Raw genomic sequence first — 15,151 nt, 5'->3', positions numbered from 1 at the left:
CAGAGCAGAAAGAATTAACGGTGCAATTGAAGAGCTAAAACGAATCGGTAGAGGATATAGAAACAAGCAAAATTTTAGAACAGCTATTCTTTTTTTTCACGGTGACTTAAATGGATATTCACACAAAACCCAGTAGAACCCTCATTTTTAATTATGCTGCAAATTTAGCCATAATTTAAGACGAAAGCCGTATCAATTAAATTGATTGTTTTTATATTTACATCAAATATTACTATCAATGACAATCACTCAACTCAAATATGTTCTTGCCGTTGCGGAACATAAAAATTTCACCCTTGCTGCTGAAAAATGCTTTGTTACTCAACCTACATTGAGTATGCAAATTCAAAAAATAGAAGAAGAATTAAACATTCAAATATTTGACAGAACTAAAAAACCCATTCAACTTACCGACATTGGTCAAAAAATAGTTACACAAGCCAAAAATATTGTAAACGAAGCCGACCGAATTCAAGATATCGTAGAACAACAAAAAGGATTCATTGGCGGGGAGTTCCGCTTGGGAATCATTCCAACGATAATGCCTACTTTATTGCCGATGTTTTTGAAAAATTTCATCAAAAAGTATCCAAAAATACGTTTGATTATTGAAGAGCTCAACACGGCAGATATTATTTCCAAGCTAAACAATGGTCATTTAGACGCAGCGATTGCAGCGACACCTCTTTTGGAAGAAAAAATAAAAGAAATCCCTTTGTATTATGAACCTTTCGTGGCTTATATTCCAGAAGGACATCAACATTTTTCGAAAAAAGAAATCGAAGTTAGCGACTTGAATTTGGACGAAATCTTGCTGCTACAAGACGGACACTGCTTTAGAGATGGTATCTTGAATTTGTGCAAAAACAGCAATTCAAACGAAGTAAATCATTTTACTATTGAGAGTGGTAGTTTCGAAACATTAATCAAATTGGCGGATGAAGGTTTTGGAACTACTTTACTTCCTTATCTTCATACCTTGGATTTAAAAGAAAGCGATAAACTAAAACTGAGACATTTTATTGAGCCAAAACCCGCAAGAGAAATTAGCTTAATTTACCCAAAAAACGAACTAAAAATCCAAATAATAGATGCCCTACGAAACACAATTGCTGGAGTCATAAAAGGAGCAATTGTTTTTCAGAATGTAGAAATTATAAGTCCAATCCAGAAAAAATGAGCATAAAAAGAGGCTGTCCTTTTTGGACAGCCTCTTTATTTTGTTATATAAAATTGGGTTTAGGGTACTAAAACCCAAGTTCCAGCTGCTAATAAGCTTTCCGCTTTTTTGTATTTCATCGTTTCTGTTTTACCAGTAGCTACTTCTTGAATAGTTACCGTGTCATTACGATTAATTTTAGGCTGGTCGCGAACAATAGTTTCAGTCACTTGGCGGGCTTGTGTTTGTCCTGCCTCACGATTGATACTTTCGCTGTTCTCGATTTCGTCTTTATTCAATTGGTAATCGTCTTTTGGACGTTCTACTTCTTTAGCTTCTTGAATTCTTTGGTTTTCTTGAGCAGGTAAGTCACCTTTAAATAAGAATGAAATCACTTCTTTGTTCACATTATCCAACATAGAACGGAATAAGTTGAAGGCTTCTAATTTGTAGATAAGCAATGGGTCTTTTTGTTCGTGAACTGCCAATTGAACCGATTGTTTCAATTCGTCCATTTTACGTAAATGTTTTTTCCAAGCTTCGTCTACAATCGCTAAAGTGATGTTTTTCTCAAAATCAGCTACCAATTGTGCTCCTTCAGTATCGTAAGCTTTTTTCAAATCGGTCACCACATTCAAGGATTTGATTCCGTCTGAGAAAGGAACTACAATACGTTCGAATTGATTGTTTTGGTCCTCATATACACTTTTGATAATAGGGAAGGCCTCTCTAGCACTTCTTGCTGTTTTTTCAGTGTAAAAATCCAAAGTAGCTTTGTACACTTTTCCAGTTAATTCCATTTCATTCAGTTTGGCAAAATCACTTTCGCTAACTGGTGATGTAATAGAGAAATAACGAATCAATTCAAATTCGAAGTTTTTGAAATCGTTGCTTAGTTTATTGTTTGAAACAATTAATTCGCAAGTGTCATACAACATATTGGCGATGTCTAGTTTTAGACGTTCTCCAAATAAAGCATGACGACGACGTTTGTACACCACTTCACGTTGTGCGTTCATTACGTCATCATATTCTAATAAACGTTTACGAACACCAAAGTTGTTTTCTTCTACTTTTTTCTGTGCGCGTTCAATAGATTTGGTCATCATAGAATGTTGAATTACTTCACCTTCTTGTAAGCCCATTCTATCCATTACTTTGGCTACTCTTTCAGAACCAAACAAACGCATTAAGTTGTCTTCTAACGAAACATAGAATTGAGAACTTCCTGGGTCTCCTTGACGACCTGCACGACCACGTAACTGACGGTCCACACGACGTGAATCATGACGTTCCGTACCGATAATGGCCAATCCACCAGCTGCTTTTACTTCTGGGGTCAATTTGATATCCGTTCCACGACCCGCCATGTTTGTAGCGATAGTTACCACACCTGGTTTACCAGCTTCCTCAACAATTTGAGCCTCTTGTTTGTGCATTTTTGCATTCAACACGTTGTGCGTTACACCACGCATTTTAAGCATTCTACTCAATAACTCAGAAATCTCAACGGATGTTGTTCCAATTAATACCGGTCTTCCGGCTTTAGATAATTCGGTAACATCTTCGATAACGGCATTGAATTTTTCACGAGTCGTTTTGTAAATCAAATCGTCTTTGTCAATTCTAGCCATTCCTCTATTGGTAGGAATTTCAACTACGTCTAGTTTGTAGATTTGCCATAACTCGCCTGCTTCTGTTACAGCTGTTCCTGTCATACCACCTAGTTTGTTATACATTCTAAAGTAGTTTTGTAAAGTAACAGTAGCAAAAGTTTGAGTGGCTGCTTCAATTTTTACATTTTCTTTGGCTTCAATGGCTTGGTGTAATCCGTCAGAATAACGACGTCCGTCCATAATACGTCCTGTTTGCTCATCAACAATAAGAATTTTATTGTCCATGATTACATACTCAACATCTTTTTCAAAAAGAGTGTAGGCTTTTAATAATTGCGTCAAAGTATGAATACGCTCGCTTTTTACTCCAAAATCTTGGAATAATCTTTCTTTAGCTTCCGCTTCAGCATCTTTGTCTAGTTTTTGTTTTTCTATAGCGGCAATTTCAGTTCCAATGTCTGGAAGAACGAAAAAGTCCGCATCCGTATCGCCAGAAAGGAATTTGATTCCATTATCCGTCAATTCTACTTGATTGTTTTTTTCTTCAATTACAAAATATAAAGCTTCGTCAACAATATGCATTTCGCGATTGTTGTCTTGCATGTATTGGTTTTCGGTTTTTTGAAGCAATTGTTTGATACCTTCTTCACTCAAAAACTTAATCAATGCTTTGTTCTTAGGTAAACTTCTGTAAGCTCTCAATAAATTGAAACCACCGTCTTTGGTGTTACCTTCTTTGATTAGTTTTTTAGCTTCTGCCAAAAAGCCATTAGCCAATTGACGTTGTAAACTTACAAGGTTTTCAATTTTTGGTTTCAATTCATTAAACTCATGACGGTCTCCTTGTGGAACTGGACCAGAAATAATCAACGGTGTTCTTGCATCATCAATCAAAACAGAATCCACCTCATCGACTATGGCGTAATTGTGTTTGCGTTGTACCAAGTCTTCTGGCGAATGGGCCATATTATCTCTTAGATAATCAAAACCAAATTCATTATTAGTTCCGTAAGTGATATCAGCATCGTAAGCTTTTTTTCTGCCTTCAGAATTAGGTTCGTGATTGTCAATACAATCAACAGTCAAACCATGAAATTCGAACAAAGGTGCTTTCCATGTGCTATCACGTTTTGCTAAGTAATCATTCACAGTTACCAAGTGTACTCCATTTCCTGTCAAAGCATTCAAATACAATGGAAGTGTTGCTACCAACGTTTTTCCTTCACCCGTTTGCATTTCAGAAATTTTACCTTGGTGCAATACCATTCCACCAATCAACTGTACATCATAGTGAATCATGTCCCAAGTGATTTCTTTACCAGCGGCATTCCATGAATTAGCCCAATTAGCCGTATCGCCCACAATGTTGATATAGCTTTTAGTAGCTGATAATTCTCTGTCTTTTGGAGTAGCAGTAACGCTAATGGTAGTGTTTTCTTTGAATCGTCTAGCTGTTTCTTTTACTACTGCAAAAGCTTCAGGAAGAATTTCCATTAAGGTTTTTTCAGAAATATCATAAGCTTCCTTTTCTAAAGCATCTATTGCGATATAAATATCTTCTCTTTTATCTATATCCGAAATAGTTTCTACTTCTTGTTGTAGAGCAGCTATTTTGCTGTCTTTTTCAGCTCTAGCTTGTTTTATTTTTTCTTTAAAAAAGAGGGTTTTAGCTCTTAACTCGTCGTGAGACAACGCTTGTAAAGGTGCTTCAAAAGTTTTTATCTTATTTAGATAAGGTTGTAATGCTTTAACGTCTTTTTGAGATTTATCGCCTACAAATACTTTTAGTATGCTGTTTATGAAACTCATAATTTAGTTGTATTTCTGTTTTATATTTTGTGTTAGTACTAACAAAAAAAAAGCCTCTTTTTTGAGACTTTTTCTTGGGTTACTTTTTAATACTCATCCTCGTTCCAAAGATAATCTTCGTCAGTTGGATAATCTGGCCAAATTTCTTCCATTGATTCATATATCTCGCCCTCATCTTCAATAGATTGAAGGTTTTCTACTACTTCTAATGGAGCACCAGCTCTAATAGCGTAGTCAATAAGTTCGTCTTTGTTAGCAGGCCATGGTGCATCACTTAAATAAGATGCTAATTCTAATGTCCAATACATATTTTGTCGATTTAATTTGTGCAAAAATAATTTTTTTACGGAAAAAAACAAGTAAAAAGTGATTTATTTTTGCGTAAAGTTAAGAACGTTATTTTTTAAAATTCTAAAGAAGAAAATCCAAATTCCAAGAAACAAATTCCTATTTCTAAATTTATACTTTGAAGGATTGGAATTTGGGATTTAAAATTTGAATTTTAAGAAAGTTTTTACTTTCTCGGAATCCATTTTACTTCCTCAGCGTTTAAGTCCAAGGTCAACTTTCGTGCCAATACAAAAAGGTAGTCAGAAAGTCGGTTTAAGTACTGAATTGCTATTGGCGCTACTGGCTCGTTATGACTTAAATGTACCGCTAAGCGCTCTGCACGTCGGCATACACAACGCGCGATATGACAATATGACACTGTGGTATGCCCGCCTGGAAGTACAAAATGCGTCATTGGAGGCAATAAAGCTTCCATTGTGTCAATTTCTATTTCAAGGAATTCAATATCTTGATCAGCAATGCCTAAGTTTTTCAGACGCAATTCACCGTTTTTTAGTACCTCTTTTTCTGGTGGAGTGGCAAGAATGGCTCCAATAGTAAATAAGCGATCCTGCACTTCTATGAGTGTGTTTTTGTAATGGTTGTCCATTTCTTGGTCGCGAATCAAGCCAATGTAGGAGTTCAGCTCATCAACTGTGCCGTAGCTTTCAATTCGAGCGTGATCTTTTGGTACTCGCGTTCCTCCAAATAGGGATGTGGTTCCTGAGTCACCAGTTTTAGTATATACTTTCATTAGGGTAAGTGTTCTAAGTTTGTTTTATCAATGGTTGTTGATGGCTGTAAATATAAAAAAAGACCGCTAAAAGCAGTCTTTCTTTAGTGGATAAAAAAATTAGAATCCGAAAATTTCTTCCAAAGATACTTTCTTTATTTCTCCTAGTTTTTTCATTTCATTCATATCAATCTTATTTTCAGAAGCTACAATGGCATAACTGTAAGGTTTATTGGCTATGAAGTTATTGTGAAAAGTTTTGAGGTCATTCATAGAAATTTGATCTACAGTTGAGAATGTCTTTTTTCTGATATCCTCTTTTAATCCTAGTTGTTTTGCTGCTAGGTAATTAAAGATAATATTGTCTTGCGTAATTCTTTCGGTTTGAATGTCTTTTTTAACTTGACCTTTGGCTAAATTTAAATTTTCGCTTAATTCAGGTAAGTTGTTCAAAAGTTCATTCATCGCTGTTGTAGCCTCTTTGAATTTGTCCGCTTGACTTCCTACATAATTTAAAACAAGATAGTTGTCTTCTTTCTTTTGAGGTTCTACATAGTATCCATAGGTACTATAAGCTAAAGCTTTACTTTCTCTGATAGTTTGAAAAACCACTGATCCCATACCGCCACCGAAATAGTTGTTGAATACATTAATGATTGCATTTTTATTGGCATCATAGGTTTCCGTATTTCTTACCCAACGCGTTTCAGCTTGTACCATATCATAATTGGTAAAAAACACTTGGTTTTGAGTTTGTACCGATGGCTTGAAACCTTTGGCTGCTGGTGTTGCAGTAAAAGTTGCAGGAACTTTGTGTAGGGCTTTTAATTGATTCACAAAAGTAGTTAATGGTGCTGGTCCATAATAAATAATAGTTTGTTCGTAATTATTTAAGTTTTTCAAACGACTCATTAAGTCCTCTGTTGTTAATGACTCTAATTCATTGGTAGTTAGAATGTTGTTGAATTTGTTTACAGGGCCATAAGTAGCGTAGCTGGTTAGTCCTTGTAAAATTGCATTTTTATTTGATTTGAAATCTTTTCTAGATTTTGCAATTCTAGCTTTCAAAGCTTTCAAAGCATTTTCATCTGCCTTAGCCTTTTCAATAACTTCTTCGTACAATTGAACCGCTTTTTCAAAATTTTCTTGTAAACCTTCAATGCTAACGGTAGTATATTCTTCGCTAGTGTTGATGTTAAAGCTACAAGCTATTTTATAAAATGCTTTTGAAATTTGTTCGGCTGACATTGTATCCGTGCCTAAAAATTGGATGTATTGACTAGCTAATCCTTGTTTTAAGTCGTTTAATGTGCCAATTTTGTAGCGGTATTTTAATCTGAAAATAGAGTTGTCTTTGTTTTGAACATAAAGTACTTCTGCTTTTTCAATTTTAGATTTCTGAATGTCTTTGTTGTAATCCAAAAATACGGGTGTTGAAGCAATGCTTGGAATAGCGTTCACTTGTTTTAAGAAGTCAGATTGTTTGTCCGCATTGGTTTCAACAGGAGTAATTTGTGGTTTTTCAATTTTGACCTTGTTTTTGTTTTCGCCTTTTCTTTTGTAAATCACTACATAATTTTCGCCGAAATATTTGTTAGCAAAGGCTACAATATCTTCTTTTTTTAATTTCGACAAATCATTCACATAGGCAACTTGATCTCTCCAGTCTAATTCTGAAGTAAAATTGCTCATTAAATTACTTGCACGATCACTGTATTTCTCTGTTTCGTATATTTCACTTTTTTTAATGTTGTTAATGATTGATGGGATTAAATCATCATCAAAATTTCCTTTCTTTAAATTTTCTATTTCTGCTAACACCAAAGCTTTGGCTTCTTCTAAGGTTTGACCAGAAGTAGGTGCGGCAGATAAATAAAGTGCGCTGTAGTCTATTAGGCTGTAATTAAAAGCACTTGCACGAAGCATTTTTTGTTTTTTAACTAAATTTAAATCCAACAAACCAGCTTTGCCATTAGTAAGTACTTGTCCAACTAAATTTGCTAATAAGGCATCTTTATCTTTGTTGCCAGGAAGACGGTAACCGATGGCAAAACTTTCTGCGTCTGGGCCAACAATTTCAACTGTTATTGGTGCTGTTATTGGTGCTTCTGGTTCAAAAGTATATTTTTCAATTGCTTTAGGTTGCATATAAGCAAAAGCCTTGTCAATTTTTGCAATTACTTCATCAGGATTAAAATCACCTGACAAGATAACGCCCATATTATTAGGTACGTAGTATTTGTTAAAATACTTTCTGATTTCTATTAAGGATGGGTTTTTTAAATGCTCAACTGTTCCAATAGTGGTTTGTAAACCGTAATTGTGTTTTTTGAATAGGTTGGCAAATAGCGCTTCAGAAACTTTACGGCCATCATTATCCAGAGTTCTGTTTTTTTCTTCATAAACGGCTTCTAATTCGGTATGAAAAATTCTTAGGATTGGATTTCTAAAACGCTCGGCTTGTACGGCTAAGTATTTATCCAAAGAACTACTTGGAACATCATCAGTATATACCGTTTGCTCAAAAGAAGTAAAGGCATTGGTGCCTTGAGCGCCCATAGCAGACATCATTTTGTCGTACTCATTGGCAATAGCATATTTACTGGCAACTCCCGAAGTTTGATCGATTTTCTTATAGATTTCTTTTCTTTCGATGCTGTCTTTTGATTTGTTGAATTGCTCATATAAAGCGTCAATTTTATCTAATTCTACTTTTTCTTTAGCCCAATCCAAGGTTCCGTATTTATCCGTTCCTTTAAAAAGCATGTGCTCTAAGTAATGTGCTAATCCAGTATTGGTAGATGGATCGGTTTTGCTTCCTGCTTTAATAGCGATGTAAGCCTGGATACGAGGGTCTTTTTTAGTAGGGCTTAAAATTACAGTTAAACCGTTTTTTAAAGTATAGAAACGGGCCTTCGTAGCGTCATTAGTAACGTATTTGTATGTGTACCCATTACTTGAAGCTTCTTTCCATTCAATAGGACCTTGTGCTGCAACAGTCGAAATTGAGCATAAGAATAATAAAGATAAAATTGTTTTTTTGAACATATTTATAGTCTTGGTTAATGTAAATTACTTTGTAGTGTCAGTTTCAATCAAGCCATCTCGTAAACGAATTACGCGGTGCGCATAAGCAGCAATATCTTCCTCGTGGGTAACTAAGATAACGGTATTGCCTTTTGCGTGAATGTCACCAAATAACTTCATAATTTCAACAGAAGTTTTACTGTCTAGATTTCCTGTTGGTTCATCAGCAAGAATGATAGAGGGTTTGTTGACAAGGGCTCTTGCAATAGCAACACGCTGACGTTGACCTCCCGAAAGTTGGTTAGGTTGATGGTCCATTCTATCGGCTAGATTTACTTGTTGAAGTACATCCGTGGCTCTTGCTACACGTTCTGATTTAGAGTAGCCAGCATAAATCATTGGTAAAGCGACATTATCTAGTGCAGTTGTTCTTGGCAAAAGGTTAAAAGTTTGAAAAACGAAGCCAATTTCTTTGTTTCTAATTTCGGCCAATTCATCATCTTTCATTTTACTAACATCTTTTCCGTTAAGGATGTAATTGCCAGAAGTTGGGGTGTCTAGACAGCCTAAAAGATTCATCAATGTTGATTTTCCAGAGCCAGATGGTCCCATTAAAGCAACATATTCTCCTTTTTTTATTTCTAAATCAATTCCTTTTAGTACATAAACGGTTTCGTTGCCCAATGAAAAATTTCGTTTAATATTGGTTATTTTAATTAGTGATTCTGCCATCGACTATTGAATAAAGATTAATGTTGTTTTAAATTCGATTTTAAAAATACGAAATAGATTTTTATTAGTTGACCGAATTTGATTTCCGTTACAACTTTATCGTAATTTTAATTTTTTTTATAAGCGAATTGTAAAATGCTCTTTGGCTTGTTCTTCTCTAAAAAAAACTAATCCCCACTGAAAGGTGTCTATTGTAACTCGAACCTTTGGGTGTTCTTTTATTTGTTCCCAAGCTTCTTCCATAGCTGATGACCAATGAATATCGTCAAAAATCCAAAGGGTTTCATTGTTTATGGTCGGTAATAATTGTTCAAAGTAAGCTAAAGTTGCTTCTTTTGAATGATTGCCGTCAAAGTAAATGAGGTCATAGTTTTTTAAATAGAGATTATCAGTATTCAAGAATGATTCGAATTGACTAGTAATTGATTCAATTGTGTTAAAGTTGAATTGTTGAAATTGCTCTTTGGCTATTTTTGAAGTTTCGGGACAGCCCTCTAGAGTCGTTAGCTTGGCCTTTGGATTGCCTAAAGCTAGAGCAGAAGTCGCCAATCCCAAGGAAGTACCGATTTCTAAAATTGATTTTGGCTGAAAATACTGTGTTATTCGGAATAATAACTTGGCTCGTTTTGACGAAATACCAGCAGTTTTTGCAATCTGAGCAATTTGTCGGGTATTGGATTTGAAAACTCTTGAACCGGCCCCAAAATCAGTAACATTGATAGTGTTTTTGTTTTTTAGTAATGCCAATCGGTAGTCTTTTATAATGGCATATTCGGGTTTGTTTTTTTTGTCATAAAAACATTTTGTGACTAAAGAAAAAACGAAAGGCGAATGCACCCCATGTTCGTTTTTGGAGTTCCAAAGGAAATGTAAATAGGATTTTATTTGAAAAAGCATATAGTGTCAAAAGATTTTAATAGCTGAAAGTTTAAAAAGATCCATACAACTCTTGCTGCAAAGAAAAACACAAAAAAGAAGAATTTGCATCAAAGCACAAAAAAAAGTCACAACAAAATAATTCTAGTTGTGACTTTACTATGTTTTTTGGTTTCAGAATTAGTTTATCGAAACCAATTTTATGTCGAATAATAAAACCGAGCCTCCTGGAATTGGCCCATAATCAAAACTCCCGTAACCAAGATGCGCCGGAACCAAAAGAACGCCACTACCTCCCTTTTTAAAATACGGAATTCCTTCTGTCCATCCTTTGATTACTTGATTAAGTCCAACAGTAAAACCTTCGGGTTTACTTTGATCAAACACAGTTCCATTAGTAAAATATCCTTTGTAAATCACCGTAACATTAGAAGTGGCTGTAGGATGTTCTCCGGTGCCTTCTTCATTGATGATATAATATAAACCTGAATTTGTTCTTTTGGCTGATAAATTATTTTTAGTGAGATAATCTTTGATTTCTTGTTCGTTTTGTGCAGTATAGTCAACCACTTCGTTTTTGTCTAAACTACAAGAAACAAATAAGGTTAGGAGCATAAATGCTGATGTTAATTTTTTCATTTTTACTATAATTTTTAATAATCGCTAAAATAAGCTTTCGGTATTTTATGGAAAAATATTTAAGAAAACTTTAAAAATATTATCCTTCTGATTTGGCTAAAAGTTCAAACCAGCGTTCTTCTTTGCTTTCAATTTTTTTGATGATGTTTTCTAATTCTTTGGCTTTTTTCTCGATTTCTGCATCGGCAACTTTTCCGTCTGAGAAAAGTTGTTCTATTTTTGCTTTTTCTAGCTCTAAATCTTTGATTTCGCGTTCAATTTTTTGGAATTCTTTTTGTTCGTTGAACGTTAAATTTCCCGATGGATTATTTTGCTTCCATTCTTTTTTTTCTGCTTTATTGTCTTCTTTTTGAATCACATCGTTACTGTCTTCATAAGCTCTAAAGTCTGAGTAATTTCCAGGGAAAGTTTCTATTTCGCCTTGTCCTCTAAATACAAATAATTGGTCTACGATTTTATCCATAAAATAACGATCGTGCGATACCACCACCAAACAACCTGGGTAATCTAAAAGAAAACTTTCTAAGACATTCAGCGTTACAATGTCTAAATCATTTGTTGGTTCATCCAGAATCAAAAAGTTTGGATTCTGAATTAATACGGTACATAAATACAATCGTTTTAATTCGCCGCCACTCAATTTTTCTACATAATCGTATTGTTTTTTTGCATCAAATAGAAAACGTTCTAATAATTGTGATGCAGAAATCATTCTTCCTTTGGCTAAAGGGATGAATTCTCCGTACTCCTTAATTACATCAATTACACGTTGTCCTGGTTTTGGGTTGATACCGCTTTGTGTGTAATATCCAATTTTGATTGTGTCTCCAACTACCACTTTTCCATTGTCTAAAGGAAGTGTGCCAGTAAGTAGGTTTAAGAAGGTTGATTTTCCAGTTCCGTTTTTGCCAATAATTCCGATACGTTCACCACGTTGAAAATCATAACTAAAATTATCTAGAATAACGTGATCCTTGAACTTTTTGGAAATTTTATGAAGCTCTACGATTTTACTTCCCATTCGCTCCATATTAATTTCGAGTTCAACTACGTTTTCTTTTCTACGACTTTGTGCTTTTTCTTTAATTACATAAAAATCGTCTTGACGTGATTTGGATTTTGTAGTTCTGGCTTTTGGTTGACGACGCATCCATTCAAGCTCTTTTACAAATAAATTTTGAGCTTTATCTACACTAGCATTTTCTGAGGCAATACGTTCTTCTTTCTTTTCTAAATAATAAGAGTAATTGCCTTTGTATTGGTATATTTTTCCGTTGTCGAGTTCAATGATTTCATTACATACGCGCTCCAAAAAGAAACGGTCGTGTGTAACCATAAACAAGGTGATGTTTTCTTTTGCAAAATAGCTCTCCAACCATTCAATCATTTCCAAATCGAGGTGATTCGTTGGTTCGTCAAGAATCAATAAATCTGGGCGATTAATCAAGATAATGGCTAGTGATAATCGCTTTTTTTGACCTCCAGAGAGACTTTTTACTTTAAGTTTGAAGTCCTCTAGTTTTAATTTGAATAGAATTTGTTTGTATTGTGTTTCAAAATCCCAAGCATTATGACGGTCCATAGCGTCGAAAGCCTTTTGGTAAGCTTCTTCGTCTTCTGGGTTTTCTAGCGCTTTTTCATAGGCTTCAATAACTTTCAAACTTTCGTTATCGGAAGCAAAAATACTTTCCTCGATTGTTAATTCGTCTTGTAATTTATTATCCTGAGATAAAAAAGCCATTCTGATGCTTTTTCTTAAAACAACTTGCCCAGTATCAGGTTCATCAAGACCATTAATAATGCTCATTATTGTTGTTTTTCCAGAACCATTTTTAGCAATAAAAGCAATTTTTTGGTCTTTGTTGATTCCGAACGAAATGTCTTTAAAGAGTGTTCGTTCTCCAAAAGATTTTGATATATTTTCTACAGAAAGGTAATTCACGAGTGTAATTTTTTGCAAAAGTAAGTTTTTAAAACGGAAGTTGCTATCCTTACTATTCAAATGGTTAGGTGTTACTTCTAGTTTTGTGACTTTAAAAAGCTACTCAAATCGAGAGTGTGTAATTGCGGAGAAGTGTTTATGAAAGGTTTTTTTATAGTTGCTTCGTTGGTTAGATAAAATATTTTGCCGTCATCGGTTGTGATTCCTTCAATTTGATGAAACGGAAGTTTAATTTTTATTTTACGTTTTTTACCCTTCCAAAAGGCATTGTTTTGATAATCATCTATTACAAAAACAAAGGGCTGAAGTGTTTTGGAATAACCACATAAAACGATGCCTTTTTTTGTTGGTACTACAGTTGCGTCTGTAATTAATCCTTTTACATTGAGTGTTTCTTGGTGCTGCGCTGTATAATTCCCAGGTGTTTTTGGTAATGAATAGATGCTAGTTTTTCTTGAACTCCATTCTTTAGTAAACAAATAAATACTGTCTTTTAAAATCACAAAAGCTTCACAATCAAAGTTGGTAGTATTTGCTTTTTGGGCAGAGAAATCGGTTTGTTTAGCATACGAAAAAGCGATAGTGTCAATGATGGGTGTGGTGTCATAAAACGATTTTTTTTCAATTCTGTAAATACTTAAATCTTTTCTATTGCCTTTGTAATTGTTGCCAAAGTTACCTATATAAATGTATAAACTATCCTGAAAGATGGCCTCCCAATCCTTGTTATTGATTTGTTTGAGCGTGATTTTTTTCTGAATTGCACCTGAAGTATTTAGTCCATAAATTGTAGCACCGCTATCGTCATTATGAGTCCATAGTTGATTGTCAAAGAACAATAAACCAGAGGTTTCTTTTATTGTATCTGATAATTTTACGGATGATTTTATTTTTATTGTTTTTATACTTGAAGGTGTTTCTTTGCTGTTGCTATTTGTGTAGCTTTGGCTGTAGGATTTTGAAATACAAAACAATATAAATAAAAAATTTTTCATAGTATTTTTTCGAATGATGTTGTAAAAATAAACAAATACATTTGTGGCATTTTTTTCTGAATAAGAATTATTATTTAAATTTTTAAAAGAAGGTTTTCAAATTACATTTGTATTATGCAACTATCAATTATCATTCTTAACTACAACGTTCGCTATTTCTTGGAACAATGTGTACTTAGCGTTCAAAAAGCGCTAGAAAACATTGAAGGCGAAATTATTGTTGTCGATAATGCTTCTTCCGATGATAGTTGTGCTATGATGCAAACGCGTTTTCCAGAAGTCAAACTCATTCAAAATAGCGAAAATCTAGGTTTTTCAATTGGCAATAACATTGGAGTAGCAGCAGCTCAAGGGGAGTATATCTGTATTTTGAACCCAGACACTGTAGTTGCTGAGGATACTTTTGTAAAAGTATTGGCTTTTGCCAAAGCACAAAAAAATCTTGGAATTGTCGGGGTAAAATTGGTTGATGGCTCAGGTAATTTTTTACCAGAAAGTAAGCGTGGGATTCCAACACCTTGGGTAGCTTTTACAAAAATAATGGGTTTGTATCGATGTTTTCCTAAGGTCTCTTTCTTTACCAAATATTATGCTTCTCATCTTCGGTCAAATCAAACAGGCAAAGTAGATATATTAGTCGGTGCTTTTATGTTTATGTCAAGAAAAGTCTATCTTGAAGTCGGTGGATTCGATGAAAACTGCTTTATGTATTCCGATGATATCGATTTGTCCTATTTAGTGTTACAAAAAGGGAAAGACAATTTTTATTTTCACGATACTACTGTTTTGCATTATAAAGGAGAAAGCACTATCAAAGACGGCGCTTATATGAAACGCTTTCAACAAGCGATGCGTTTTTTTTATCAAAAACATTTTAAGGTTCCGTTTTTCTTTGAGCTATTTATGCAGATAGGTATTTTCTTTTTTTCGGCATTAAAAAGAATACAAGGAAAATCCAAAAAAATCAAAGCGCCAAATCATTATTTGTTGTTGTCTTCAAATGATAAATTGGTGGAAGAATTAGAGTCTGTTTTAGGAAAAAAAGTCGTTTTGCAACCTTTTGAAGGAGAAAAAATGGTAAATTCGTGTCTTTTTAAAACAAATGAAAGAACAGAAATAATTCTTGATAATGAGGATATTTCTTTTAAAGAATGCCTCACGATTTTAGAATCGCTAAAAAATCAAGGATTTACTTTTAAAATTATCCCAAAAAGTTCTAATTTTTTGATTGGAAGTAATAATAATAACGAAAGAGGTATGATTTTAAAAATTCGGTAAAAATTACATTAAATG

11 protein-coding genes are annotated in these 15,151 nt (G+C 34.1%); 2 read left to right on the top strand and 9 right to left on the bottom strand.

Annotation, left to right across the window (positions count from 1 at the left end):
• Positions 1-238: 238 nt before the first annotated feature.
• Positions 239-1,180 carry a LysR substrate-binding domain-containing protein gene (locus O9307_RS03615; protein WP_298295431.1) on the top strand — a complete coding sequence of 314 codons (942 nt, stop codon included), beginning with the start codon at positions 239-241 and terminating at the stop codon, positions 1,178-1,180.
• Positions 1,181-1,239: 59 nt separating this feature from the next.
• Here the strand turns inward: O9307_RS03615 and secA are convergent, their stop codons facing one another.
• From secA to O9307_RS03570, 9 genes are all read right to left on the bottom strand, one after another.
• Positions 1,240-4,584, bottom strand: coding sequence for a preprotein translocase subunit SecA (gene secA / locus O9307_RS03610; protein WP_298295429.1), 3,345 nt, complete (start codon positions 4,582-4,584; stop codon positions 1,240-1,242).
• Between the two features lie 86 nt (positions 4,585-4,670).
• Positions 4,671-4,892 (bottom strand): DUF2795 domain-containing protein, encoded by a 222-nt coding sequence (locus O9307_RS03605; protein ID WP_007138072.1) that lies wholly within the window; start codon positions 4,890-4,892, stop codon positions 4,671-4,673.
• A gap of 206 nt (positions 4,893-5,098) precedes the next feature.
• Positions 5,099-5,668 carry a cob(I)yrinic acid a,c-diamide adenosyltransferase gene (locus O9307_RS03600; RefSeq protein WP_298295424.1) on the bottom strand — a complete coding sequence of 190 codons (570 nt, stop codon included), beginning with the start codon at positions 5,666-5,668 and terminating at the stop codon, positions 5,099-5,101.
• A 99-nt stretch (positions 5,669-5,767) separates the two neighbouring features.
• Positions 5,768-8,695 carry a M16 family metallopeptidase gene (locus O9307_RS03595; protein ID WP_298295422.1) on the bottom strand — a complete coding sequence of 976 codons (2,928 nt, stop codon included), beginning with the start codon at positions 8,693-8,695 and terminating at the stop codon, positions 5,768-5,770.
• A 24-nt stretch (positions 8,696-8,719) separates the two neighbouring features.
• A complete protein-coding gene (locus O9307_RS03590) occupies positions 8,720-9,406 on the bottom strand; it encodes an ABC transporter ATP-binding protein (protein WP_298295420.1) in 687 nt (228 codons plus the stop codon).
• Positions 9,407-9,523: 117 nt separating this feature from the next.
• Positions 9,524-10,303, bottom strand: coding sequence for a class I SAM-dependent methyltransferase (locus O9307_RS03585; protein WP_298295418.1), 780 nt, complete (start codon positions 10,301-10,303; stop codon positions 9,524-9,526).
• Between the two features lie 159 nt (positions 10,304-10,462).
• A complete protein-coding gene (locus O9307_RS03580; protein ID WP_298295416.1) occupies positions 10,463-10,921 on the bottom strand; it encodes an FKBP-type peptidyl-prolyl cis-trans isomerase in 459 nt (152 codons plus the stop codon).
• A gap of 79 nt (positions 10,922-11,000) precedes the next feature.
• Complete coding sequence (locus O9307_RS03575) at positions 11,001-12,863, bottom strand: ABC-F family ATP-binding cassette domain-containing protein (RefSeq protein WP_298295433.1); 1,863 nt, start codon at positions 12,861-12,863, stop codon at positions 11,001-11,003.
• Between the two features lie 77 nt (positions 12,864-12,940).
• Positions 12,941-13,858: a T9SS C-terminal target domain-containing protein gene (locus tag O9307_RS03570; RefSeq protein WP_298295414.1), complete on the bottom strand. Its 918-nt coding sequence runs from the start codon at positions 13,856-13,858 to the stop codon at positions 12,941-12,943.
• 114 nt (positions 13,859-13,972) lie between these two features.
• Here O9307_RS03570 and O9307_RS03565 point away from each other — a divergent pair, with 114 nt between their 5' ends.
• On the top strand, positions 13,973-15,136 hold the full coding sequence (locus tag O9307_RS03565) for a glycosyltransferase family 2 protein (protein ID WP_298295412.1): 1,164 nt from the start codon (positions 13,973-13,975) through the stop codon (positions 15,134-15,136).
• Positions 15,137-15,151: the final 15 nt, after the last annotated feature.

Source organism: Flavobacterium sp., from assembly GCF_027531905.1.
GTDB lineage: Bacteria > Bacteroidota > Bacteroidia > Flavobacteriales > Flavobacteriaceae > Flavobacterium.
The sequence above is the reverse complement of the archived record's forward strand: the minus strand, read 5'-3'. Positions and strand labels throughout refer to the sequence as shown.